Consider the following 22,676-nt stretch of genomic DNA (forward strand, 5'->3'; position numbering starts at 1 on the left):
AATCAACAATAATCCGTCAAGAATTTTTTGGCGTTCTCTGTTGTATAAAAGGCCTCTGTAGGTATAGGAGGTTTGTTTGCAAATTGATAGAATCTGGATATTGCCTCCGATATAGGTTGTTCGACCACAAAGGCAACTGCTTTTAAAAGCACCGAACCTTCCATCGCCAAATAATCCCGTGCTTCCTTATTTACTTCCCTAACGCCGCGCATATCACAAAGGGCAGGATAAGATTGACCCTGCTGCAGGGCTAAACGATCCTCAACAATCTTTACTGCCGCGGGGAGGTTAATCGATATACCAATATGATATCTAATATTTAAGATACCCTCGACAATTTGGTAGGTGGCATAATTATTTTCGATATAATTTAACATACAAGAAAACTGGTAATTCAATATAAATTTACGAAAATATAGACGTATTAAACTTTACTCTTTTCTCCAGAGCGAGATTTTGGACTTTTTTCTTATCCAAAATGAAAAAAAACTTATCCCAGAAGCATTATTTTTTAGACGGGCTTTTATTTTCCACCAAATGCCAGTAAATTCTATTTCTAAAATCAAGAATTATGGCAAAAATTAAACACAATAATTTTTTGGATACCGTAAATGAAGTATTTACTGATGCAAAAGAGGAAGGCGTGCTTCACCTTTATGCTGAAGGAGAAACATTTAACGGACGTACTATTGGAGTTAAAAACAGGAGCCTTTTTCACTTTGGCACTACCGGATATTTAGGACTCGAACAGGATGTAAGACTGAAGGAAGCAGCTATCGATGCGATACGAAAATACGGGACCCAATTCCCTTTGTCGAAGTCGTATATATCCAATCCTCTCTATAGGAGACTGGAAGAAAAGGTTACCGAAATGTACGGCCATCCCATAATTATAACCAAAAACAGCACCTTAGGCCACATCGGGGTAATCCCAAGTGCGGTCCAGGATCAGGATGCCATTATTCTTGACCATCAAGTACATTGGAGCGTCCAGAGCGCGGCCAAAATTTTAAAGAACCGTAGCGTTCCTATAGATATGGTACGCCATAACGATCTGAATATGCTGGAGGATAAGATCAAGCGCTACTCAGACACCCGAAAGAAAATCTGGTATATGGCCGATGGTATTTATTCTATGTACGGCGACTTTGCCCCTATTTCCGATCTGATGTCATTGAGCCAAAAGTATTCGCAACTCAACTTCTATTTTGACGATGTGCATGGCATGAGTTGGATAGGCAAGAACGGCACGGGCTATGTCTTGAGCGAACTCGGAGAACTATCGGAAAACGTGCTGCTCTTTGGCACCCTCAGCAAAACCTTTGGGGCCAGTGGCGCAGTTTTGGTCTGCTCAAATAATAAAATGTACAATCGCATAAAGACCTTTGGCGGCCCCCTCACCTTCTCTGCCCAACTGGAACCTGCATCCGTTGCCGCTGCGACTGCCTCTGCGGATATACATCTATCCCCGGAAATATATACCCTGCAACAGGAGTTACGGGAAAGAGTGGCCTACTTTAATGAACTACTGCATCAAACCGACCTGCCCCTTATTGACCAGAATATATCCCCAGTTTTTTATATAGGGACGGGTATGCCAAAAACAGGCTACAATTTTGTGAACCGGTTGATGAAGGAGGGCTTTTATGTAAACCTTGGAATTTTCCCTGCGGTTCCGGTAAAGAATACTGGTGTACGGATTACAATATCAAGGCACAACCAAAAAGAGGAAATCAAAGGTCTTGTGGAAGCGATGGAATATCACTTCCCGAAGGCTCTGGAAGATACCCATACCAACAGCCAACGGGTTTTTCAGGCATTTAAATTGGAGCAGAAACAAAAAGAAGACTTTTCTAAATCAAAAATAAACGCGGATTTAAAAGTACAATTAGAGGATTCAATTTTAAAAATTGACAAGCAGCTTTGGAATAACCTGCTTGGAAAAAAAGGTGTATTTGATTGGGAGGGTCTAAAGTTTCTGGAAGAATCCTTTACCGGCAATACCCTAAAGGAGCACAATTGGGAGTTCCGGTATTTAATAATATTCGATAAAGAGCAACAACCGATATTGGCTACATTTATGACGGTAGGACTTTGGAAAGACGATATGTTGGCCGCTGTTGGAGCCTCACAAACCATTGAGGAAGAACGTAAGACCGATCCGTACTATTTAACCTCAAAAGTACTGAGTCTCGGCTCCCTATTTACGGAAGGCGAGCATTTATATATAAATAACGACCATCTCCAAAAACAGCAAGCTCTGAATCTTTTGGTTCAAACCTTAGAAAAAATTGAATACTCCCTAAAGGCAAAAATGATCGTCCTACGCGATTTTGCAGAAGAGCAAGACATCCATACCTATTTTCAGGGCCAGGGATTTGTACGGGTCCAAATGCCGGATTCCTGTACAATTGACCTCAATCAAAATGAAGACCTGGAAACGTACATTTCCCGGCTTTCAGCCCGAAACAGAAAACATTTAAGAAAGGAAGTCTTGAAAACTGAGGATTTATTGGAAATAGAGATTCTGGCTAATCCCACAAGCGAGCAATTGGAGAAAATCGAGGAACTTTATACCAATGTACACCACAACAATTTGGGTTTGAATACCTTTTCTTTTCCTTCAAAGCTGTTTGGGAATATGGCAGCACATCCCAATTGGGAATTTATTACCATCAGCCCAAAGGCAGATCCTGAAAAAATGATCGGGGTTATGCTCTGTTATAAAAATATCCATAAAACCTATATCCCCGCTTTTGTAGGTATGGATTATCGCTATCTTGAAAAATATCATATTTATCGCCAACTTTTATTTCAAACCATAAAGCGCGCCATTGGATTAAAATATAATCATATTGCCCTTGGTCTGACGGCACCATTTGAAAAACGCAAATTGGGAGCTACTGTACATACTACCTACGCTTATATACAGACGGCTGATAATTACACCCTAGAACTCATGGGGATCCTGGAATCCAGTTAATCCCTTTAAATACCTGCCCCATATGTATGAAATATCAGGATTTAATATCGGAATTCGAAGCACAGTTGGAAGCTTTGGAAACTTGTACTGATGATATTTTATACAAGGCAGAAACTGGTATTGCCTATACCAAAAAATGTATCAATTCACTTCGAAAGGAAGTGATAAAAAATGGATTCGATTCAATTGAGGAAGAAATATCCTTCTTCAAACATATCAAGCCCCAAATCCTGAGTAAGCTAATCTACTACGCTAAACTGTTCAATATTGAAAGCAAACGGCCAAGGAGCAGTTCCAAATTCCAAGTTAAATACCTCAATAGGCAGATCAACAGACTACAGGTTTTTTTCAATGACAACCTGGAGTTCTACCATTACTATCGAAGAGGCGCAACCACGCTTGACGAGCAATACTTTGTTCGCGGAAAATCTGATCTTCGGGCAACTACCGAAACCTTTCATCTTTCCATTGATGAAAACTTCTCCTCCAGTCAGGATGGCACGGTGGCCACTATTATGGCCTATGACATGCTGATTGTTTATTTGCAACAGGAAATTGAAAAACTTGAAAACCATACCGATAACCAAAAAATAGACTTAATGAAGCATTCATCAAAACTTTTCTGGACAGGAAGCAAAACTGAACTAATAGAATTAATCTACGCCCTACAGAGCAGTGGGGCCATAAACAGTGGAACAGCCGATATTAAGGAAATGGCATTACTCTTTGAACAGGTATTTAATGTAGATTTAGGTAATTACTATCATACGTTTATTGAGATCAGGGCGCGCAAAGGCAGTAGGACCAAGTTTTTGGATAGACTTCAGGAAACCCTATTAAACCGTTTTGAGGAATCCGATGCCTAATCCCAACCTATCCCAAAGTTGGGAAAATCCCTTACTCGGAAAAATTTAATTGATTTGATGTTTTTTTTTCAAATTGAATTCTCTCCTTCCATATCAAAATCAACCAAATTTTATTTCAAAAAAATCTTTCCCACCTCTGGATTGACTATTGAAAAATATCCATCAGAGACCTCCAAATTTGTAGAACGAAAGTCAAATCAAGTTAGGGACTATCAAATTAGATGACAGCAATATGATGGTCCCTTTCTTTTAAAACCGTTTTATTATGCCAACAAGTATTATAACCACAGACGATCTTCGGGATTTCAAGATGGAATTGCTCGATGATATCAAAAAGATTTTAGCAAAACAAGCCACGGGTTCCTTAAAAAAATATCTGAAATCATCGGAGGTAATGGAAATGCTCCAGATAAGTCCGGGAACACTTCAAAATCTTCGAATTAATGGCACCTTGCCTTTCAGTAAGATGGGTGGGATCATTTACTATGATATTGAGGATATTCAAAAAGTAATGCGTAAAAACCGTGTTCACCATATCACAGAATAATTATGTATGAACTATATAAAACATCTCAATGCTGTGTTTCAGCAGTTTTCCCTCGATTCCCGATTGAACCCAACCCATATAAGTTTGTATATGGCCTTGTTCCAGTATTGGAATATCAATCGATTTCCGGAGGAGTTTTATATAAATCGTGAGGAAATTATGAAGATGTCCAAAATAGGCTCAAAGGCTACTTACCATAGGTGTCTAAAAAATCTACATAGCTGGAAATATATTAGATATCTCCCTTCGCACAATCCGTACAAAGGAAGCAAAATTAGGTTGCCCAAATTAGATACAAGTATTGAACCGAGTGATGGGACAACTACGGAGCCAACAACTGAACAATTAGTGGGACAAGCATTGGTATCTTATAAAAACATTAATAAACATATAACAAACACTAATAAAGTTAAGCTACCAAAAAATAAAAATGAAGTTTTGATTTTTTTTGAAAAAAGAAAATGGCCAGAGCTGGAAGCAGAAAAATTCTTCAATCATTACAACGGTATCGGTTGGAAGATTGGCGGGAAAATTAAAATCACTGATTGGCATTCCACAGCCGAAAATTGGATGCTAAAATTCAAAGAAATTGAAACGGGCAAAGCAGTGTCCCAAAAACGGGACAACCTTAAAACCAGTAAAATCAAGAACTATGGTCAACCCCTCTAAAATAACCGAAGGCGGCATTGAATATTCGATAGGAAGGTTCAATGGTTTCGAGATGTTCTATGATTTTGCAAAGATCTTGATCTATCTGGATGCCAAAGGAAAATTGTTGTTTGGAAAAGATTTTAAAATCTATGAGGATGACAGGGATATCATCTACAAGCTCAGTAATTATTTTATAAAGGATTTTGAAAAATGTGAAAAAGCGGAAATAGATCCCGAAAAGGGTCTTTTAATATCCGGACCCGTGGGCTGTGGCAAAACCTCATTGATGAAATTATTACAATTCATTGTTCCCCTTCAGCGTCCATATTCCGTAATTCCCTGTCGGAACATTGTTTTTGGGTTCAACCATATTGGGTTTAAAGTCATTGAAGACTATGGAAATGGCAGTTTCTTTTGCTTCGATGATTTGGGAGTTGAACCTATTGGAAGACACTACGGACAAGATTGTAATGTAATGGGCGAAATTCTGCTTTCGCGTTATGAGCTTTTTCTGAAAAGCAAACTGAAAACACACGCTACCACAAACCTAAATGCAGAAGAACTGGAAGAACGCTATGGGAACCGGGTTCGTAGTAGAATGCGCGAAATGTTTAACCTGATTGCCTTTGATAAAAATGCGAAGGACAAAAGAAAATAAAAACTGAAATTATGAAAATAGCAACCTTTAATGTTCAGAACCTATTTCATAGAGATAGACGTTTGATTCAAAAAACCCTCGGGAAATGTATCTCTGATTGGATCATCGAATTCGACACATTGTTAAAAAAAGAAAAATGCGCCTCTAATACGGAGCGGTTAATGGAATTATCATTTTTACTTGATTTTGATAAAACCTATCAAAACCCATACGTTGCAATGCGGAAAAAAGCTGGAGAACTTTATTTGAAGGGAATGAACTGTTCAAAAGAACTCAAATCAGGAGAGCTGACGGATTGGAACGGTTGGATTAAAGTTCAAACTATTCCTATTGATCCAGAAGCCACAAACCATAAAGCAATGGTAATTTCAGAGATTGACCCTGATATCTTGGTACTACAAGAGGTTGAGGATAAAATGTCTTTGGACGAGTTTAATAATTTTATTTTGCCAAAGTTTAATTGCGAATCTTTTCCAGATAGTTTTTTGATCCCCAACTCTGAAGGGAGAGGTCGTAATCAAGCATTATTATTGAAGAATGGATATCAATTGGAATTAATTAAAATTCATAAAATTGATGATTCTGAAGTTGTCACTCAAGAATTATTGGAATACGAAATTCAAACTCCAAAAGGAAAAAGTATTCATTTGATATCTGCATATCTTTATGAAAATAGATTCGATAAGGATATAGCTTTTGAAATAAGAAAGAACCAGGCTTATCAGGTTTCAGTAATATATAAAATGTTACAGATGCAAGGTAAAACGAATATTGTCATCGCTGGAACTTTTAATGCACCTTCATACTGCAGCTCCCTAGTTCCATTATTACAGGATACAGATTTGAAAGACATTGGCAAGAGCAAAACTTTTAATGTTGATTTTGATAAAGGTAAGGATGCCACCTACTTTCGATTGGGGGCTTACCGAATGGGTGTAAATATTAAGCAGAAAGATTATTTGTTGCTATCTCCAGAGCTTTTTTTAAATGTAAAAAACAGTGGACTAAACAGGAAAGGTGTTTGGCCGGAGAAGCGGCCTAATTGGGGGATATATTCAACTATACATAATAAGAATCAGGCTGCTAGTGGGCATCCTGGGGTTTGGGGGACGATGAAATTGTGAACTAATTAATGCTCAGAGAAGCAAATATCCCATAATCTGTTTTAAGCTGATCCTTTCCAAAAAGTGTCAACTTATTTATTTTAGGCAAACAACACTTTTTGAATTTTGGACTACCACAAATAGTACAAGTATTATTTCTTGCATATTTAGTACCCAAAATCGCCGAATCTATTAGTTTCAATATGTAATCCCGATCGGTTAGGTCTAATTCTTCTTCATAGTACTGTATTATCCCTTTTTCGAAATGTTTATATTCCCCATTAGCATAACTACCTTCATTTACTTTGTATTGATGATTTGCGAAAAAGGGATATATAACATTCTGGTAGAAATTAATTAAACTTATACCTTTTCTCCTTTTTAACAACATAGAATGATGGATATCTAAACAACATTTTCCCTCCTTTGAAATATGGAATTCCCAATCTCTCTCAATCAATTTACTCTCTTCATAAATAGAAGGAATAGTATAAGGATAGGCATGACTAATTTCAATACGAATATCATAATCAGACCAAATTTGGTTATTTTCATCAACTATAGTAATCGTACCCTGGAGAGTAGCAATATGCTTCCTGTTAGAATCAACTAAACGAAAGTTATGGTACAGTTCTAAAAACTCCTTGATATGCTTATCCAATAACGTCACTACTATAAACAAAAATATGGTTTGTTAAGTTTTGCAATAGGTGCCAAATAGGTTTTGTCCAGCGATTGTTTCGGTTCACTGTTACCCATTGTTAAAACAATATTCCCATATCTATCTTGAACACCTAGCCCATTATCCATTATATACATATCCCAATTAAAATCATATTGGCTGTAGGTTCTTCCATCTCCATACTCCCAAATAGGATTTCTTTTTTCTGTAAAATATTTTCTAATGGCCATCAGGTTTACCATATTTTGACCTACAACTATTCCATTACTTACTGCATTACTTTGCATCTTAGGCGCAAGGCTAGTATGTAAACTACAAGTGGTTACTTCCCCTGCTTTACCACTACCTGAGTAAAGCCATCTCACTTGACTGTTATGCCCTAAATCTAAACCTGCCCTAGTAAATATCTCTGTTACGGAATTTGCCGCAAAGAAATCTTTTAAGTCATTTTTAACAAAGTAAGAGATCATTGCAAATGCTTTTAATGCATTTTTCACTGACTCAGTCTTGTCTTTATTCTTACCTCCAAAATAAACCATCAACCCATCTCCTTGTATCCTATGAACATAACCATCACATAAGTTAACTGCAAATATCGAAGCCTGCACAATACCCTCAGTTATTAATGCAACAGTTGCTTTTGTGAAACGATTAAATAACTTGGTACTATCTTTTACGTCTATAAAACCCGAAATAATCCAATGATCCTCAGTTTCATCTGTATATCGTAAGTGTTTAAAATCAGGGTGATTACCAAGTTCAGGTAAATCACCAAAGACTGGAGCTCCCATACCTTTGATTAAACTTACGGACTCATTAAGACTTTTTGAATTGGGTAATTCATTTCTAAGAGCTTTGATATAACTAGTATCAAAAGCACTGTCTTCCTGCTCAGCACTAAACAATCTTTGTCTAAGTTTTGGGTCTTGCTGAACAGCTTTTTTTATAACATTTAAGTAGGGATTAAAAACACTCATTAGCTTATATTTTTTATTAAGTAAAACATTATTGGGATTAGCACTATAAATTGTGCGACTAAGAAATACCCAACGAATTTTAGTTTTTTAAACTTACTCGTTAAGCCTTTTGATAAAAGATGTACTTGATCTCTTAAATCCTTTATATCTTCTTTTCGTGTATAGTTTTTAGATTCTTCCAAAAACTGATTATTAGTTTTGGAACCGATAGTCCCGAAGTAATATAAAGAGTTTGGCTCAGTTGAAAAAAACGGTATGCTTGTGATAGCGATAATTACCAAACTTATCAATCCTAACAACATACAAAGTCCCAAACTTAAATGCTCTAATAGCCCTATGCGTTTTAAAGAGTCTGTCTGTGTCATCAAAATAATTAATCCTCCAGTCAAGAAGGTGTTAATCACCAAATACACAGCTGATTTGTTATTGACGCTATCGTAATAGTGATCAATTCGGGACATTGTTAATTCCAGTCGATTTCTCTCTCTTTCTTTTTTCTTACTCATCTGTCGTTACCAATTTTAAAAAAATCACTCCTACGAGAATAGCAAAACCAGTATTTACTTGGCTACTTTCTACTTTGCCAAACTGAACCCAATTCGCAAAATGCTCACAATTAAAATTTAGTAAGCTATATCGATGTCCTAATTTTGAGTACGCTCTATTTATAGCTTGCTGTTGTTGAAAAAAAGTTCCATTTAATCTTCTAACTCCAATGGGATCATACTCCGTAAGTAAATTCATCAATTCATTATAATGGAGTTCTTTCACACCACCTTTTAGATTACCAATAAATCTATTACCTCCAACACTCACTATGTAGTGATTAAGAATTCTGCCTAAGCCTTCACGCTTCTTAGCAATTATTACATCTCCAGGAGATAATGTTGGTATACTTGTTATTGTGTCTATCATAATACTATTTTTCTTTTCGAACTCCTTTAAACTTACCTCCAGCTGTCTTTCCATCCATAAACTGCCCATTTTCATTATTTCTTTTTATCCATATACCGGTTTTTGTGTTTTTAACCTGAGTTCTTCCTTTTACTGCTCCGTGTCTGCGATTATCACCGCTCTTACCATTTGTTGCCATCTGTTTAAATTTTAATATTTCTAATATTATATGCTCAGTTTTTTATTTTTTTTGCCATCATTTGGCAAAATTTCGCTTTCTTTAAGCATATTTAATATGAATGGCAATAGCAACAACAGCGCAAATTCTTGAAGAATTAGAATCTATAGACCTAAAAGCCCTTCTAGATAGAATGGAAGAATACGTGCGGAACAGATTTTATGATAAGACAGATCAAAATAAAAATGGCTTACAATTTGAAGATTTTTGTCAAGAGGTATTAAGGAAGGCTTGTGATGGCACGAGAAAATGGAAAATGAACAAAAGCTCGTTTGAAAATTTCGTGTTCGGAACATTACGAAGTGATCTATCTTATTTTTTTAAGAAAGGTGGAGTTCGACCAGATGATGAAGATGAAGATGTTGATTTTGAAGATAAAAATCAACAAGAAAGCTACATCACTGATATCTTTTACAATGAAAATATTGAATTAGGTGTTAACGATATGAATTATGATCGCATCGATGACTCCACTATTATTAACCAATGGATAACATCATTGCAAGAACAAGGAGCTGATGAAGCAGAAATAGAAATTTTTGAATGTTGGACTGCTGGTATAATAACACCTAAAGATGTTGCGGATTATTGTGGTAAATCAGTGGAGGAAACCAATAATATTTACAAAAGATTAAGAAGAAAAAAAATAAAACTAAACACGCAGTGGATAAGCTTAAAAAAACAGTAAAAGATAGTATTGAAAATTTTGAGCAGTCTTATCCGATTAAGACTGTGAGGGAGTCTCTCGCTGAAGCTGGAGTTGATTTTAAAACTAGAAATTCTGGTCAGGACAAATTTATTAAGCAGCTAAAATTTAAGCTAAATGTCAAAGCCAACCGAGAAAAGCAGGAATTATTACTATTAACCGTAAGTAAGCGATTTAAGGAAGCGTTAATAAAAGGTTTGGATAGACCTGTGGCCTACTTAAATAATTTAATTAGAGAAGATAGGGTTGATTTTCAATTTAATAAGTTGCAAGAACTAAATGAAGAGGAAATAAAGGATATAATAAAGGATCAAAATTTGATCGAAATAATTGAAATGATTGAAAACGAATCAAAAGGGAAGTAATAAAGCCAAGCAAATTTTAGATATAATCGGTTTTGATGACATTAGCGATATATCTATGGAAGATCTAATGTCTGGTTTTGACATTATCTACAAGGAAGAGGAATTGAACAATTCTGATGGTAAAATTGTAAGAGGTAAATCAAGAACACTTATAAAAGTTAATAGCGCGATTATGAGTAATGAGCGAAAGCGGTTTGTTGCTGCTCACGAGCTAGGACATCACTTTTTACATAAAAAATTAGAATTACATTATGACAATTCAAACACATTAAACTGGTTCAACTTAGAAAAAATAGCCCAAAGAAGTCAACAAGAATATGAAGCCAATGATTTTGCGAGTGAGATATTAATGCCCGAAACAGCTTTTAGGTCTTTTATTAAAACTAAACCTTTTGGACCACAACTAATCAAGGATATTAGTGTCCGATTCAAAACTAGCTTGACTTCAGTTATATTCAGATTATTAACACTAGATATAGCCCCCGTTTTTGTAGTTTTTATATCGAATGGTGTTGTTCATTATTGGCGTAAATCAGAAGATTTAAAGGTCTGGGTGCCAGACATCACTAAATTACCACCTCCAGATAATTCCGTTGCTAAAGAATATCTGGATGCAAATTATGAATATATTTATTCTGGCGCTGAAAAGGCACAAGTAATTGACAAATCTACTTGGTTCAAACTGAATGAAAGAGAAGATGATGTTGATTTTTACGAATATTGCATACCTACAAAACAATATAAAACTATTATCAGTCTTATCTGGGAAAAATAAAGTTGCGATCTTAAATATTAGTGATTACGGTTTTTTTATAGTTTTTAATAATTCCGAGAAAATTTCTTTAATATTCTTTACTATTTCTAAAAACAATTCCCTCATAGCTATTAATATATTAGGGTAGATTGCAATATCACTAACGAAACAGAATATTGCGACTTCTCATTAGATAGATATATAACTTCTGCCATTTGCGATAAAAACCCCATTTCCAAAAGTACAGTAGGACATAAATTGGTTGTCTCCCTCAAAACCTGAAAATCACCAAACTTCACTCCCCTACTCTCAAAACCAAGATTCTCCTTTAACTCCTTTTGAAGCTCGTAAGCGAGCAATATTGACTTTCGTGAGTATTTACCTTGTTTCTTAGAAGCATAAACCTCTAGACCTCGCACATTTGGGTTGTCCGAATGATTGCAATGCAAAGAAATAAAAATATCTGCTTGCAACGCCTTGGCTAACTTGGTTCGGTCACCCAACGAAATAAGCGTATCCTTATTTCTAGTTAGGTATATTTCGTGTTGATTCATAAAGACAGAATTATTTAATACTACAATTTGCTTCGCAATTTTCAGAACTACATCCTTTTCCTGAATACCATTTATGCCCACTGCGCCAGAATCCGTTCCGCCGTGGCCAGGATCTATTACAATTATCTGTTTTCTGTTCTGGTTTGTTTGCGCCAGTATATGATTTTGAAAACCAACTATTTTTAAGGCCAAAACGATTGCAAATAAAACTTTGAACTGAACCATAATAACTTCTTATTTTGAACAAAATTCAAAGATTCATTTCCATTTCTAACAATCCTCCAAAGTTTAACACGGGTTCACGTTAAAGTTTAAGGAATTTCTTCCCCTTACTTCTTTTCATAATAGATTTCGTAAAATTTCAATAACCAACCTATTCTAGGTTTATAAAAACGAACAGCTATGAAAAGGTCTATTTTCATTTTAACAGCCCTAATTTTTCCAGTCTCACAAAGCTTCGCACAGATTGGCGGTATCGAAGATTCCGTGCAGGATGTTTCCGATACTATCCGGACCGTCTTTCCTATTATTCTAGGGGTCATTTTTCTTGTCGGATTTCTTTTCAACGCCGGGCATTTCTTCGGTGAGAATGCAGACCTAAAAAAAGGAATTACACGGGTTTTGGTATTTGTTCTCATAGCGGGAGCAGTAGTCGGAATCTTTACCTATCTCATTGGAATTGTGGTGTAATGAAGCAGTACGAACCCTATAAAAACATCAGGAAAAGGGCGGTCATTTTTGGGCTGCCTCTCTCCCTATTCGCTGTAATGATGATTTCAATAATCGCATCACTTTTAATTATCATTTTCTCATTCAGCTTTGGGATTATCATAGGGGTTATCATTTTGAATGTAGGTCTATTTATAGCACTCATTAGAATTACAAACAATCCGCAATTGTTTCATTTCTCAAAACCATTTCCACAGATAATCAGCAACAAGAAACCAACACTTTTCAATTATGAAGAAGATTAACGTAGCGGCATATCACCCAATCGTGGATATTCAAGAGAATGTCATCTTTGCAAATAACGGCAATGTGGTTCTGTGTTATTCCGGTAATCTTCCTGAGATATATTCCTTATCGGAAAAGGATTTCGAGGATATTCATGGAGCCTGGTTCCAAGCCCTTAAATCCTTACCGACTGGCTGCATAATCCACAAACAGGATGTCTATTTAAAAAGAAGTTTTACCTCTGAAAATCTACCAAACAAAACCTTCCTTGAAAAAGCAACCCATAATCATTTCAAGGGTCGGGAATATATGGAGCATAAGTGCTTTCTATTTTTCATCCTAACCAAAAGCAAGGCGCTCAATAATGCAAAATATATAAATCCCTTCAAAAAAGTAACAAAATCAATTGTTCCAGAAATGGACGATACCATTCACAGTTTTCTTGGGGCCGTCAGCGATTCTATTTCCTTTATAAATAATAGTCGGAAAATGGAATTCACACCCTTGGATTCAAAGGAAATCCAAAGTTTGACAAATGGTTATTTTAACGGTTTCAATGAGGGGTTTGATACGGATATTATTCTCGAAAAAAAGGAATTGAATATTGGAGAAAATTATTTTGATGTCCTATCAATAAATAGTGAACTCTGTTTCGGCGAAAATGTTCAGAGTAGTAAGACCAACGAACATTTTACATCGGACGATTTTGTTTTCCACCAAGGTTTTATCGATGGACTTGGCCTAACGCTCAATGAAAATCATATCGTCAATCAAATAATCTATTTGGATGACAAACAGAAGTGGCGCAAGATCCTCGACAAGAAAATAGAGGAGCTTAACAAGAGCTCAAATTTCGGATCGCAGAATAAAGTAGTCCTAAAGAAAATCCTATATATCCAGGATCAAATAAATTCCGATGACAACGCCCGTGTAATTCGAGGTCATCTTAATATTATTTATTGGGATAAGGAAGTGAAAAACCTTGAGAAAATCAGCTCCAAAATAAAGACTGAATTCAAGGATCTGGATATCATTCCCTATTATCCACGTGGCGAGGAACGCAAAAATTATATTCTCAACAGCTATTGCTGTTTTTCTTCCAATTTTTCAAATGATGATCTGTACGTAACGGACTTAAAACACGCTTTGTGTCTATTGGTCAACAACACCAATTATAAATCGGATGCCACGGGTGTTATTTTCAATGACAGGGAACATAATATCCCAGTTTTGAAAGATGTCTGGGACGATAAAAAGAAACGTATTAAGGCCAGAAACTTTGCAATCTTCGCTCCTACTGGGGAAGGAAAATCCTTTTTAGCAAACAATATTCTTCGGCAATATTTCGAGAGTGGAGTTAGACTTGTAATTATTGATTTGGGAGGTTCCTATACCAAATTCGCGAAACTTTATCCAGAGCAGTATACAGTGCTGCGTTATGAGAGTGGAAAGAACCTCGGCATAAATCCTTTTTATATAAGTGATGTTAAAGATTTGACTCCCGAACGTCTGGAAGATCTTTCCGTATTTCTTTTTGAACTGTTCGCGTCCGATTTAAAAGTGACGAAGGCTCAATCCGTTTCGGTCAAGAAAATACTTAGATACTATTATAAGCAAACCAAGTCCGATCATTCGCTTAGCAGTTTCTATGACTTCATTGAAAGCAATCAGGATTCACTTCTCGATAAATTAAAAATCCATACTGATTATTTCAACATCACCAATTTCCTCCATATAATGTCCGAATATGTCGGGGACGGCATATACAGTTTCCTTTTTGAGGTAAGCGAGGACCAGACCTATAAAATTGAGGACAAAAGACTGATTGTTTTTGAGCTGGATGAAGTGAAGGACAATAAAGAAATCCTTTCCGTTATGTTGAAGCTTATTAAATCAGCCATCCAACGAACCATTTGGAAGAACCGTGCCGAAAAAGGGATCATTTTGTTCGATGAATTTGCAAAACAGCTCAAGTTTGAGAATGTATTGGAAAGCGTGGAATTCTATTACCAAGCGATAAGAAAACAAAATGGTGCCATTGGGATCATTCTCCAATCCATCAACCAACTTCCCAACAATTCTACATCCGCAAGCATTTTGGAGAACACACAGGTTGTTTACAGCCTACACAATGAAAAGGGATATGAGGAGCTTCAAAAACGGTTGAACCTCTCTAGTCACGATTTAAATCAGCTGAAATCAATCAAGAATAACCTATCCGGGCCAAGAAAGTACACCGAGATGTTTATCAAAATAGGAAAAGAAAGCAACATTTTCAGACTTGAAGTACCTAAAGAAGTTTATGCTGCCTACCTCACGGACGGGGCGGAAAATGAAGAAATAATGAATCTTTACGAAAAGCATCAAAATATGGAAAAAGCAATTATTGAATATACATCCTAAAAACAAATATTATGAAGACAAAAATTTTATTACTCACAATGGCATTACTATTCAGCTTGAATATTAAAGCCCAAGGAATTCCAGTTTATGACAACACAAGCTTTCTAAGTTTTGTAAAACAACTCATTGAATCCGGCAAACAGACTTCAAATCTTATGAAAACGGTCAAATTTTTAAAGACCCAGAAGGAAAATTTTGAGAAGGTAAACGATGTAATCAAGCAATTAAAGGCCGTCCAGGAGATCAATCGAGACAATCAACGCTTGATTGACATTGTAAATGAGGATTTAAGGGATATTCTTAATTCCCCATATATTAAACCGGATGAGATCACGCGTATTTCGAATTCCTTCAATTCCATAATCGATACCTCTCTCAACAATCTTGACTATATAGACCAAATACTTTCCAGCGATTATATGAAAATGACCGATGCTGAAAGAGCCACTATTTTAAAGGACAAGGAACTTCAAACAAAGGAAATGGTGGCCGAAATCACAAAGAAGACCGAGCGTTATCGGGATATAATTTCCTTCAGAAAAATGCAGGACAAGGTAAATAACCGAGAAACAGGATACTAAAATGATCGCCTCAATCCCATTGGGAATTGGTTTGGAATATATCGATACTATCTACCAGACCATACAGAACAGCGAGTTTTCACAATACACCATTGGTGGCATGAAAACGCTCGCGGTGCTATTCTTTTTGATCAATATTCTCAAAAAGTACAATGAGGGCGCGGTAGATAAGGACGGTTATACATGGGGGCTCAGTCCTGGGGAGCTGATCAAAAATTTTGTTGTAGTGATCCTAGTCATTTTTTCCACTCAGGTCTTGGGATTCTTTGATGGCATATTGGTCGCCATTGAATCCCAGTATCGAAGCACAGCTCCAGCCCTGCTCCCGCTCCAAATGCAGGATATGCCACTGGAAGAGGAGGTTGGCGCACTGGATATGTTCCAGAAAGCAATGGCGCTATTGTATGATGCTCTGGTAACACCATTATATGGATTTAAGATTTTTGCCTTTATCATAAGCCTATTTCTTTGGATATTGGATCTGTTTATCTATCCCTTGTTCTTGGCAGAACGGTTCTTTCTCTTGGGAATAATGCGTGCGTTCTTTCCACTTGTTATCAGCTTGGCGGTCTTTGAAAAATTCCGCACCCTCGCCTATAACTTTTTTAAGCTCTATGCCGGGGTTTACATGTTGGTGCCCGCTTTTTTTCTGGTCAATGTTTTTATCAACGCGATCTACACGGAAATCAATACCAACTTCTGGGTAAATCTTTTCGGAACCGACGTTGGAAATCGATTTTTTGCACCGGTTGTGGAACTGGGCTCCATAGGCTTTATAGTATTTCTGAAGTTTAAACTCTATAGGCGGGCCACATCATTCACATTAAGACTTTTTACCGCTTAATACGGATTCAAAATTATGAAAACACCCTATAAAAATATATACACTGTCCTTAAAACCAATCGCTTCATTGTAATTGCGGTGTTGGCCTTCTCCTTTATTTCAAGTGGCATCGCCGTGTGGTCGGTTTTTAGAATTAATAACAAAGCCTTGAACAACACCTTTGCCGTTAATACTGATGGCTCAGTTATCCCTTTAAAGTGGGTGGCACAAAAGGAAAATCTTAAAGTAGAGGCCTTGGCGCACCTTGACCTTTTTCACACCTATTTCTACAATATAGATGCCAGCAATTATGAGAAGAACTTGGAAAAGGCGCTATGGTTGGGAAACAGTTCTGTTGATAACCTATACAGACAAAAGAAGGCCGATGGTGTCTATAACAGATTACTCCAATATTCCCTTGTCCAAAAAGTAATAAACATTCAATCGCAACTGGATCTTCAAAGCAATCCATACGCATTTCAATCCACAACAATATTTGAAATCAACCGTGGAAGTGTAGTGGACAGATATGAATTGATTTCCACCGGTAATTTGATTGTTGTTGACAGGAATTTCCCCAAGAACACACACGGCCTTTTGATTACCAATTATTTTGAAAAATCCCTTAAAAAATTGAACGATGAAAATTGAAAAAAATAAAATAGTATTCGGCTCCGTCCTTGCGGTAGTATTGATTTTTATAATTACATACTCGATTACGGTTATGTCCAATGACGAAACCGATAGCGAAAACCTGACACAGACCACTGTGCCGGAACTGGACGAAAACCAGAAAGAGTACAAAAGTAAACTGGAAGCAATTGATGCCCTGAAGGAAGTTAGGGAAACGAATGCCCCCAGTATTTACGATGAAAAGAATATTGATTCCCTAGGCTTTTATGACCCCGATTTTATGGACAAAGAAAAGGTAAGAATTGTGGATAGCATTTATAAACATAACAAGATCAATTATTCAAAAGATACATATGTTGTACCGGAGCGGTATCGAAGGAAACCAAAGGTGGACGAGGATTCCCTAACGAATGAAAAAGATGAGGCTATTGCCCTAAAAGAACTTGGAGTGGAACATCAATTGTTTTTCGCTTCCGACCCAATGACCAACCCTAAGTTGGGCATTGCAAATACCGATCCTGAAATTTATGTGGAAGTTGATGGAAACCAAGTGGTGAAAATAAATTATCGCTTGCGAATGCGCTTGCTAAAGGCAGCAGTAATTAAAGGGGTAAAAGTCCCCAAAAACACGCCCATCTTTGGATTTATAAACTTCAAACCCAACCGTGCAATGATTGAGATTGAGAACATCAATCACCATCCCATCAAATTAAAGGCATTCGACCTTCAGGACGGAAGTGAAGGGATATATGTGGAAAACAGTTTTCGGGCTGATGCTACACGGGAGGTGGTAGATGATATAGTTGGGGATATCAATATTAATGGGGTGCCGGAAATAAGCGGAGTGCAGAAAATATTTCGGAAAAACTATAGAACCGTAAAGGTCACAGTGACCAATAATTACAAACTAATACTAAAACCAACATTATGAAAAATTCAATTTTAATTGCAAGTTTATTTCTTGCCAGCCTTTTGCTAGAAGCTCAAAATATAACCCCGATGGATACTATTTTTGCAAACGATCAAAAGAACGTTTCCTTGTTTTTTCCCAACCCAGTTCGGCAGGGAATAGTAGGTTCCGATAATTTCGTATTTACCTACAATCGCGAGAAAGAACAATACTTTGGGCTGCTACAGGCAAAGCCAGGAAAGCCAAGCAATCTACTAATCATCAATTCCAATGGCTCAATTTTTAGCTACATCATATGTTATAAAGAGAATCTGGAAAAGCTGAATTATTTTGTTCCACAATCAGAGAGCATTGGATTTGAACAACCAAAATTTACAGAGAGTTACGATTCTACTAATGTTGCCAATCTGTTCACGGACAAAACATTTTACTACGAAAGGTTTTGTTCTTATCTGTTGACAAGGAAACAACATATTGGGAACATTCAGAAGCGTAAGAATGGTATTGTTCTGAGTTTGGAAAACATCGTTTTTGATAAGGAGGAACTTTATTTCGTAATCAAAATTGAAAACAAATCTTCGTTGGACTATGATCTAAATTTCTTGGATATTTCGACACAGACAAGAAAACAAGGAAAAAAGAAATCATTACAGCAAATTTCACTGCTCCCAAATTTTAAATATGATATACCGGTCAAAGTTGCTGAGAATGAGATAAAAAGAATGGTTTATGTTCTCCCTAAGTTTTCCTTGGGCAACGACAAAATGGTCGTTTTGAAACTCAATGAAACAAATGGAGAGCGAAATTTAAAATTGAAAGTATCAAATAAATATATTAATAATCCCAATTGATTAACTATTAATAATAATATTGTACTTTCCCCTTTTCGTTCATAAAATATAAGGGAATCTAAAATATTATAAGCTATAAGTTTTTAATATTTTCTATTATTCTTATTTGGTTTTTAACATTTTCAATAGCCTCATCCCATTCTTTCCTGTCAATTGTATTGTATGAAAGATGTAAATAAACAGTATCTATTAGAAAGTTCATAATTTTGTAAACCCCAGTTTTCAAGCTTCCAGCTGATGCCTTCTTTAATTCAGAAGCAGTTTTGTCAACTTTTTTCATTTTTTTTAAAGTGATTTGAGCTTTTTCTTCTAATGGTTCTAGCTTGTCAAACAATTGAAATTCACCAACAACAATTAAGTCATCAATTGATTTAATAAATGAATTTCTTAAATTGGAAATACGGGAGTTATTTTCGCTAATTTTCTTTTTAATAGGAACTATGGTATTTTGAATTTCTATAATTTCTTCTTCCAAAATCATATTTAACTGCGTAATTCCCGTACACTTTACAGTGGGTTTTGATAATCTACTTATATAAATTGGCCAATTACTATTTAAAGCCTTTTGTATTTCGAGAGACATATACATAAGTTGTCCGTCAATCAATATGCAGGTATCAAACTCTATATCTTCAATAAACCTTGGGTTTTTCAAGTCGTCTATCCACCCCTTTTTAACATCTGTCCTTATAGAATTAACTAGTTTTAAAAATTTTATTAAAGTTAATTCTTGAAATTCTTCTGCAATCCGCTCTTCTAACTCATCTATACTTATCAATGTTATATTAGTATTCTTAGTTGAACGTATTGCCCCTGATTGAAATCCACTTTCGGAAAAAAGAAATCCTCTATCGGCTCCTACGTCTTTCGCTATTTCATATAGGGTTAAAACTTTTTCCTTAGGTATGGGGCTATTCCATAATTTACATTCACAAACCCAACTTACTGAAACACCAAATTTTTTAATACTAACCCAGACATCTATTGCATGTTTTCCTCTCGCACCATTTACTTTATAATCTGTTATTGCTACAGCCCCAATAGAGCGGAAAATTTCTGCAATTTTTTCTTGGTATTCTTTCCAGTTACTAATTGTTTTTTCACTCAAAATAGATCGTTTAAGTCCCGATTAATATGCCGCCACCTGAAATCAGATTGTTTGTTTTAAAAAGACTATTAAAAGTTTCAATTGCAAGACCTCCTAACGGACAACTCTTAAAGCCTAAATACGTTGATACTATTTGAATACAATAGATTAACGCTCCTGCATCCCTCCAGTACAAACTTTCAGCATTTTCATACTTTGATTGGGTCTTTTTAGTTTGAATTGAAAACCATATTAGACAACAATCCGCAATAGGAAGGTTCTCATTTACTTCCATAAAAAATGACTTTTGCTTATCTTTAGAAATTGAAAGTTCACTCAAAGAATGATCTATTGGGTTATAATATTGTAAAAAACGTGCGCTTTCTGATGGCATTGAAACTAAAATATCTACAGGATGGCGACCGCCAGCAGAAGGAACAGTTCTCTTAGAAATTAAAAATCTCGAATCATCAATACTTATGGAATGAATTTTATTAGTGAAATATAACAGTTCAGCAATACCTTCTAGCGCAATATAGCCCAATTTCTGTGAAGATCTCCTTGTCAATAAAACATCTAAAAAATCACCTTCTCTTGCTTTAAAATCTCGATTTAGTTTAGTTTTTGTGCTAAATGGATATTTAAAAGGATGAAACTCATCATTACTGTTTTTAGGTTTTGGATTTTTCATTAATCTAAGCCCAACATTTGAAGTGTATAAAGATATTTTTTACATCCATTACAATTCATACAAGGCTCATTTGCGGTATGACAGGAGTGAGCCCAATATAAAAGTGATATTGGTAATTTTGCCCTTTTGATTAGTTCCACAGTACTCATTTCAATACCAGGACACGTGATTTTTATTTGTCCTTCTTGATATTCGATTAATGTAGATAAATAATCATAAAATATTCTAGTCCCATCTTTATGCGCACCATCTGTTGAAACAGAACCAACTATCAATTCTTTAATTCCTAAACTAACACCTTTCATACAAGCTAGAGTAACCAACAATTGGTTTCTATATGGCCACCATTCGGTAATAGGTGATATACTCAAGGATTTGCTCCCATTCATATCTCCTGAACCTAGCTTTGAACAATCTACTTTTATTATGTGGTGTTTTATATTCAAATACTTTGAAATTTGTTCAGCCGCTTTTATTTCAGCATTAGCAGCTTTCTGCCCATAGTCAATCGTTATTGAATGGGCGGGCTTTTTCCAGTATGCCAAAGCAATGGAATCCATACCTCCTGATAATAATATTGCTAGATTATTCTTTTGCAAGTTCCCAGTATAATTTATATATAGCCGTTGTAAAATCTCTTTCAATAATACAATTGGTTCCTTCTAACATTTTCAGTGATTCTTCTCCTTCTTTTTGAACAAATACAACTACTTTCTTTTTCTGACATATTGCATAACCTACTTCAAATAGGGTTCCAGAATCTAATCCATCGATTATAGCAAATACAATTTTCGATTCATCCAATCCTTCTAAATCTTTACAAACTACATCTTTGGCTTGTCCGTGGCCTACATCGTGAAAGGGTGAAAACACTTTTAATCCAATGGATTTAAAGGTATTCCATACCTCATTTACTAACCATCGCTCACTGAAAGTGAAAAAAGGTCCAGCCAAATAAATTTGCCCAGAAGGAATTTTATCGATTAACAAACTTTTGAAGTCGAAAGAGTCAAGACCTTTTTGTAATGACAAGTCTTTAGTGCTACAATAGATAGCCGTTGCCTTACTTGCCAGAAGCGCACTGGATTCTAAACTAGTTCCATTAAACCAATTTTGCGAAAAGTAGGCAGAAAACACATCTCCGGAGCCAATGGGCCAAACTTTATTAGTTTCAAATACCGGGATTTTAACTGGGTCATTATTGTGCGATTCAAAGAGAAGAGCTCCTTTAGCTCCCATTTTTAGGATCAAACCAAAACACATTTCTGAATCAAAAAAGTATGTTTTTATATCTTCAATTTCAGTTTTTCCAGTTAACTTTTCAGCTTCCCCAAGATTTACAATAATAATAAGTTTTTCTGCAGTAGACCCGGTAGCAGAAAATGGAATAGGATTAACAGGGGATTGAGGGTCATACACAACTTTTTTGCCTCTTACTATAATTGAAGCTTCTAATAATCCATATGCCAAAATATTATTCCCTTCTGCAGATATCGTTTTTGTAGTGGCATTATATACATCTGGCCTTGGTATAATTCTTGGAGTTTTTAGCGGATGATCATAATGAAATTCTGGGCTTTTCTTAATTTCTGTTATATGAACATTAAGATTTGTATTTAATTTTGTGTAATAATCTAAATGAGCTTTTATTTCTACATCGGCACAGGTATAGAAGTCAATTACTTCAAAATATCCATTTTCTATTAACAAATTAACAGCACGAAAACCAGATCCATATATATTTTCCCAAATGGGCTCAAAACAG

General features: G+C 35.8%; 28 protein-coding genes. 17 read left to right on the top strand and 11 right to left on the bottom strand.

What is annotated here, in order from left to right:
- Positions 1 to 2 precede the first annotated feature (2 nt).
- Complete coding sequence (locus ESU54_RS10985; RefSeq protein ID WP_111845938.1) at positions 3 to 377, bottom strand: DUF7793 family protein; 375 nt, start codon at positions 375 to 377, stop codon at positions 3 to 5.
- Positions 378 to 571: 194 nt separating this feature from the next.
- Here ESU54_RS10985 and ESU54_RS10990 point away from each other — a divergent pair, with 194 nt between their 5' ends.
- The 6 genes from ESU54_RS10990 to ESU54_RS11015 all read left to right on the top strand — a co-directional run bounded on the left by ESU54_RS10990 (position 572) and on the right by ESU54_RS11015 (position 6,829).
- Positions 572 to 2,983, top strand: coding sequence for an aminotransferase class I/II-fold pyridoxal phosphate-dependent enzyme (locus ESU54_RS10990; RefSeq protein ID WP_111845939.1), 2,412 nt, complete (start codon positions 572 to 574; stop codon positions 2,981 to 2,983).
- Between the two features lie 26 nt (positions 2,984 to 3,009).
- Positions 3,010 to 3,849, top strand: coding sequence for an RteC domain-containing protein (locus tag ESU54_RS10995; RefSeq protein WP_111845940.1), 840 nt, complete (start codon positions 3,010 to 3,012; stop codon positions 3,847 to 3,849).
- Between the two features lie 265 nt (positions 3,850 to 4,114).
- Positions 4,115 to 4,396, top strand: coding sequence for a helix-turn-helix domain-containing protein (locus ESU54_RS11000; RefSeq protein WP_111845941.1), 282 nt, complete (start codon positions 4,115 to 4,117; stop codon positions 4,394 to 4,396).
- 6 nt (positions 4,397 to 4,402) lie between these two features.
- Positions 4,403 to 5,065 carry a hypothetical protein gene (locus tag ESU54_RS11005; protein WP_111845942.1) on the top strand — a complete coding sequence of 221 codons (663 nt, stop codon included), beginning with the start codon at positions 4,403 to 4,405 and terminating at the stop codon, positions 5,063 to 5,065.
- On the top strand, positions 5,049 to 5,705 hold the full coding sequence (locus ESU54_RS11010; protein WP_111845943.1) for a P-loop NTPase family protein: 657 nt from the start codon (positions 5,049 to 5,051) through the stop codon (positions 5,703 to 5,705). Before ESU54_RS11005 ends, ESU54_RS11010 begins: the two co-directional genes overlap by 17 nt.
- Before the next feature lie 11 nt (positions 5,706 to 5,716).
- Positions 5,717 to 6,829, top strand: coding sequence for an exonuclease/endonuclease/phosphatase family protein (locus tag ESU54_RS11015; protein ID WP_146848120.1), 1,113 nt, complete (start codon positions 5,717 to 5,719; stop codon positions 6,827 to 6,829).
- 1 nt (position 6,830) lies between these two features.
- Here the strand turns inward: ESU54_RS11015 and ESU54_RS11020 are convergent, their stop codons facing one another.
- The 5 genes from ESU54_RS11020 to ESU54_RS17840 are packed head-to-tail and all read right to left on the bottom strand — an operon-like array spanning position 6,831 to position 9,560.
- On the bottom strand, positions 6,831 to 7,469 hold the full coding sequence (locus ESU54_RS11020; RefSeq protein ID WP_170253274.1) for a hypothetical protein: 639 nt from the start codon (positions 7,467 to 7,469) through the stop codon (positions 6,831 to 6,833).
- Positions 7,470 to 7,480: 11 nt separating this feature from the next.
- Positions 7,481 to 8,467: a hypothetical protein gene (locus ESU54_RS11025; RefSeq protein ID WP_111845946.1), complete on the bottom strand. Its 987-nt coding sequence runs from the start codon at positions 8,465 to 8,467 to the stop codon at positions 7,481 to 7,483.
- Complete coding sequence (locus tag ESU54_RS11030) at positions 8,467 to 8,973, bottom strand: hypothetical protein (protein WP_111845947.1); 507 nt, start codon at positions 8,971 to 8,973, stop codon at positions 8,467 to 8,469. The genes ESU54_RS11025 and ESU54_RS11030 overlap by 1 nt, the downstream gene beginning before the upstream one ends.
- Positions 8,966 to 9,382, bottom strand: a complete 417-nt coding sequence (locus ESU54_RS17980; RefSeq protein ID WP_200830122.1) for a lecithin retinol acyltransferase family protein — start codon at positions 9,380 to 9,382, stop codon at positions 8,966 to 8,968. Before ESU54_RS17980 ends, ESU54_RS11030 begins: the two co-directional genes overlap by 8 nt.
- Positions 9,383 to 9,386: 4 nt before the next feature.
- Positions 9,387 to 9,560, bottom strand: coding sequence for a hypothetical protein (locus ESU54_RS17840; protein WP_170253275.1), 174 nt, complete (start codon positions 9,558 to 9,560; stop codon positions 9,387 to 9,389).
- 100 nt (positions 9,561 to 9,660) lie between these two features.
- On the opposite strand from ESU54_RS17840, the gene ESU54_RS11040 reads away from it, so the two are divergent.
- Genes ESU54_RS11040 through ESU54_RS11050 form a run of 3 tightly spaced genes read left to right on the top strand, consistent with a single transcriptional unit; the run spans position 9,661 to position 11,445 of the window.
- Entirely contained in the window at positions 9,661 to 10,287 is a 627-nt protein-coding gene (locus ESU54_RS11040) for a hypothetical protein (RefSeq protein ID WP_111845948.1), read from the top strand.
- A complete protein-coding gene (locus ESU54_RS11045; protein ID WP_111845949.1) occupies positions 10,263 to 10,670 on the top strand; it encodes a hypothetical protein in 408 nt (135 codons plus the stop codon). The genes ESU54_RS11040 and ESU54_RS11045 overlap by 25 nt, the downstream gene beginning before the upstream one ends.
- Positions 10,645 to 11,445 carry an ImmA/IrrE family metallo-endopeptidase gene (locus ESU54_RS11050; RefSeq protein ID WP_111845950.1) on the top strand — a complete coding sequence of 267 codons (801 nt, stop codon included), beginning with the start codon at positions 10,645 to 10,647 and terminating at the stop codon, positions 11,443 to 11,445. The genes ESU54_RS11045 and ESU54_RS11050 overlap by 26 nt, the downstream gene beginning before the upstream one ends.
- 110 nt (positions 11,446 to 11,555) lie before the next feature.
- Here ESU54_RS11050 and ESU54_RS11055 read toward each other — a convergent pair whose 3' ends face one another.
- Positions 11,556 to 12,203, bottom strand: coding sequence for an N-acetylmuramoyl-L-alanine amidase family protein (locus ESU54_RS11055; RefSeq protein WP_111845951.1), 648 nt, complete (start codon positions 12,201 to 12,203; stop codon positions 11,556 to 11,558).
- 177 nt (positions 12,204 to 12,380) lie between these two features.
- Between ESU54_RS11055 and ESU54_RS11060 the strand changes: the two genes are divergently transcribed.
- From ESU54_RS11060 to ESU54_RS11095, 8 genes are read left to right on the top strand one after another with little or no spacing between them, the layout of a single operon-like run.
- Complete coding sequence (locus ESU54_RS11060) at positions 12,381 to 12,668, top strand: hypothetical protein (protein WP_111845952.1); 288 nt, start codon at positions 12,381 to 12,383, stop codon at positions 12,666 to 12,668.
- A complete protein-coding gene (locus tag ESU54_RS11065) occupies positions 12,668 to 12,952 on the top strand; it encodes a hypothetical protein (protein WP_111845953.1) in 285 nt (94 codons plus the stop codon). Before ESU54_RS11060 ends, ESU54_RS11065 begins: the two co-directional genes overlap by 1 nt.
- Positions 12,939 to 15,335, top strand: a complete 2,397-nt coding sequence (locus ESU54_RS11070; RefSeq protein ID WP_111845954.1) for a TraG family conjugative transposon ATPase — start codon at positions 12,939 to 12,941, stop codon at positions 15,333 to 15,335. The genes ESU54_RS11065 and ESU54_RS11070 overlap by 14 nt, the downstream gene beginning before the upstream one ends.
- An 11-nt stretch (positions 15,336 to 15,346) precedes the next feature.
- Positions 15,347 to 15,916, top strand: a complete 570-nt coding sequence (locus ESU54_RS11075) for a conjugal transfer protein (RefSeq protein WP_111845955.1) — start codon at positions 15,347 to 15,349, stop codon at positions 15,914 to 15,916.
- Between the two features lies 1 nt (position 15,917).
- Positions 15,918 to 16,760, top strand: a complete 843-nt coding sequence (locus tag ESU54_RS11080; protein WP_111845956.1) for a hypothetical protein — start codon at positions 15,918 to 15,920, stop codon at positions 16,758 to 16,760.
- Positions 16,761 to 16,775: 15 nt separating this feature from the next.
- Positions 16,776 to 17,390 (top strand): conjugal transfer protein TraK, encoded by a 615-nt coding sequence (locus ESU54_RS11085; protein WP_111845957.1) that lies wholly within the window; start codon positions 16,776 to 16,778, stop codon positions 17,388 to 17,390.
- On the top strand, positions 17,380 to 18,303 hold the full coding sequence (gene traM / locus ESU54_RS11090; protein ID WP_111845958.1) for a conjugative transposon protein TraM: 924 nt from the start codon (positions 17,380 to 17,382) through the stop codon (positions 18,301 to 18,303). The genes ESU54_RS11085 and traM overlap by 11 nt, the downstream gene beginning before the upstream one ends.
- On the top strand, positions 18,300 to 19,133 hold the full coding sequence (locus ESU54_RS11095) for a DUF4138 domain-containing protein (RefSeq protein ID WP_111845959.1): 834 nt from the start codon (positions 18,300 to 18,302) through the stop codon (positions 19,131 to 19,133). The genes traM and ESU54_RS11095 overlap by 4 nt, the downstream gene beginning before the upstream one ends.
- Positions 19,134 to 19,206: 73 nt before the next feature.
- Here ESU54_RS11095 and ESU54_RS11100 read toward each other — a convergent pair whose 3' ends face one another.
- Genes ESU54_RS11100 through ESU54_RS11115 form a run of 4 tightly spaced genes read right to left on the bottom strand, consistent with a single transcriptional unit; the run spans position 19,207 to position 22,621 of the window.
- Complete coding sequence (locus tag ESU54_RS11100) at positions 19,207 to 20,241, bottom strand: restriction endonuclease (RefSeq protein ID WP_160113316.1); 1,035 nt, start codon at positions 20,239 to 20,241, stop codon at positions 19,207 to 19,209.
- A gap of 10 nt (positions 20,242 to 20,251) precedes the next feature.
- Positions 20,252 to 20,911 carry a nitroreductase family protein gene (locus ESU54_RS11105; protein ID WP_111845961.1) on the bottom strand — a complete coding sequence of 220 codons (660 nt, stop codon included), beginning with the start codon at positions 20,909 to 20,911 and terminating at the stop codon, positions 20,252 to 20,254.
- Positions 20,911 to 21,510 carry a 7-cyano-7-deazaguanine synthase gene (locus tag ESU54_RS11110; protein ID WP_200830123.1) on the bottom strand — a complete coding sequence of 200 codons (600 nt, stop codon included), beginning with the start codon at positions 21,508 to 21,510 and terminating at the stop codon, positions 20,911 to 20,913. Before ESU54_RS11110 ends, ESU54_RS11105 begins: the two co-directional genes overlap by 1 nt.
- Entirely contained in the window at positions 21,497 to 22,621 is a 1,125-nt protein-coding gene (locus ESU54_RS11115; protein ID WP_160113317.1) for a PfkB family carbohydrate kinase, read from the bottom strand. The genes ESU54_RS11110 and ESU54_RS11115 overlap by 14 nt, the downstream gene beginning before the upstream one ends.
- Between the last annotated feature and the right edge of the window lie 55 nt (positions 22,622 to 22,676).

This window comes from Aequorivita antarctica (assembly GCF_007997155.1).
GTDB classification, from domain to species: domain Bacteria; phylum Bacteroidota; class Bacteroidia; order Flavobacteriales; family Flavobacteriaceae; genus Aequorivita; species Aequorivita antarctica.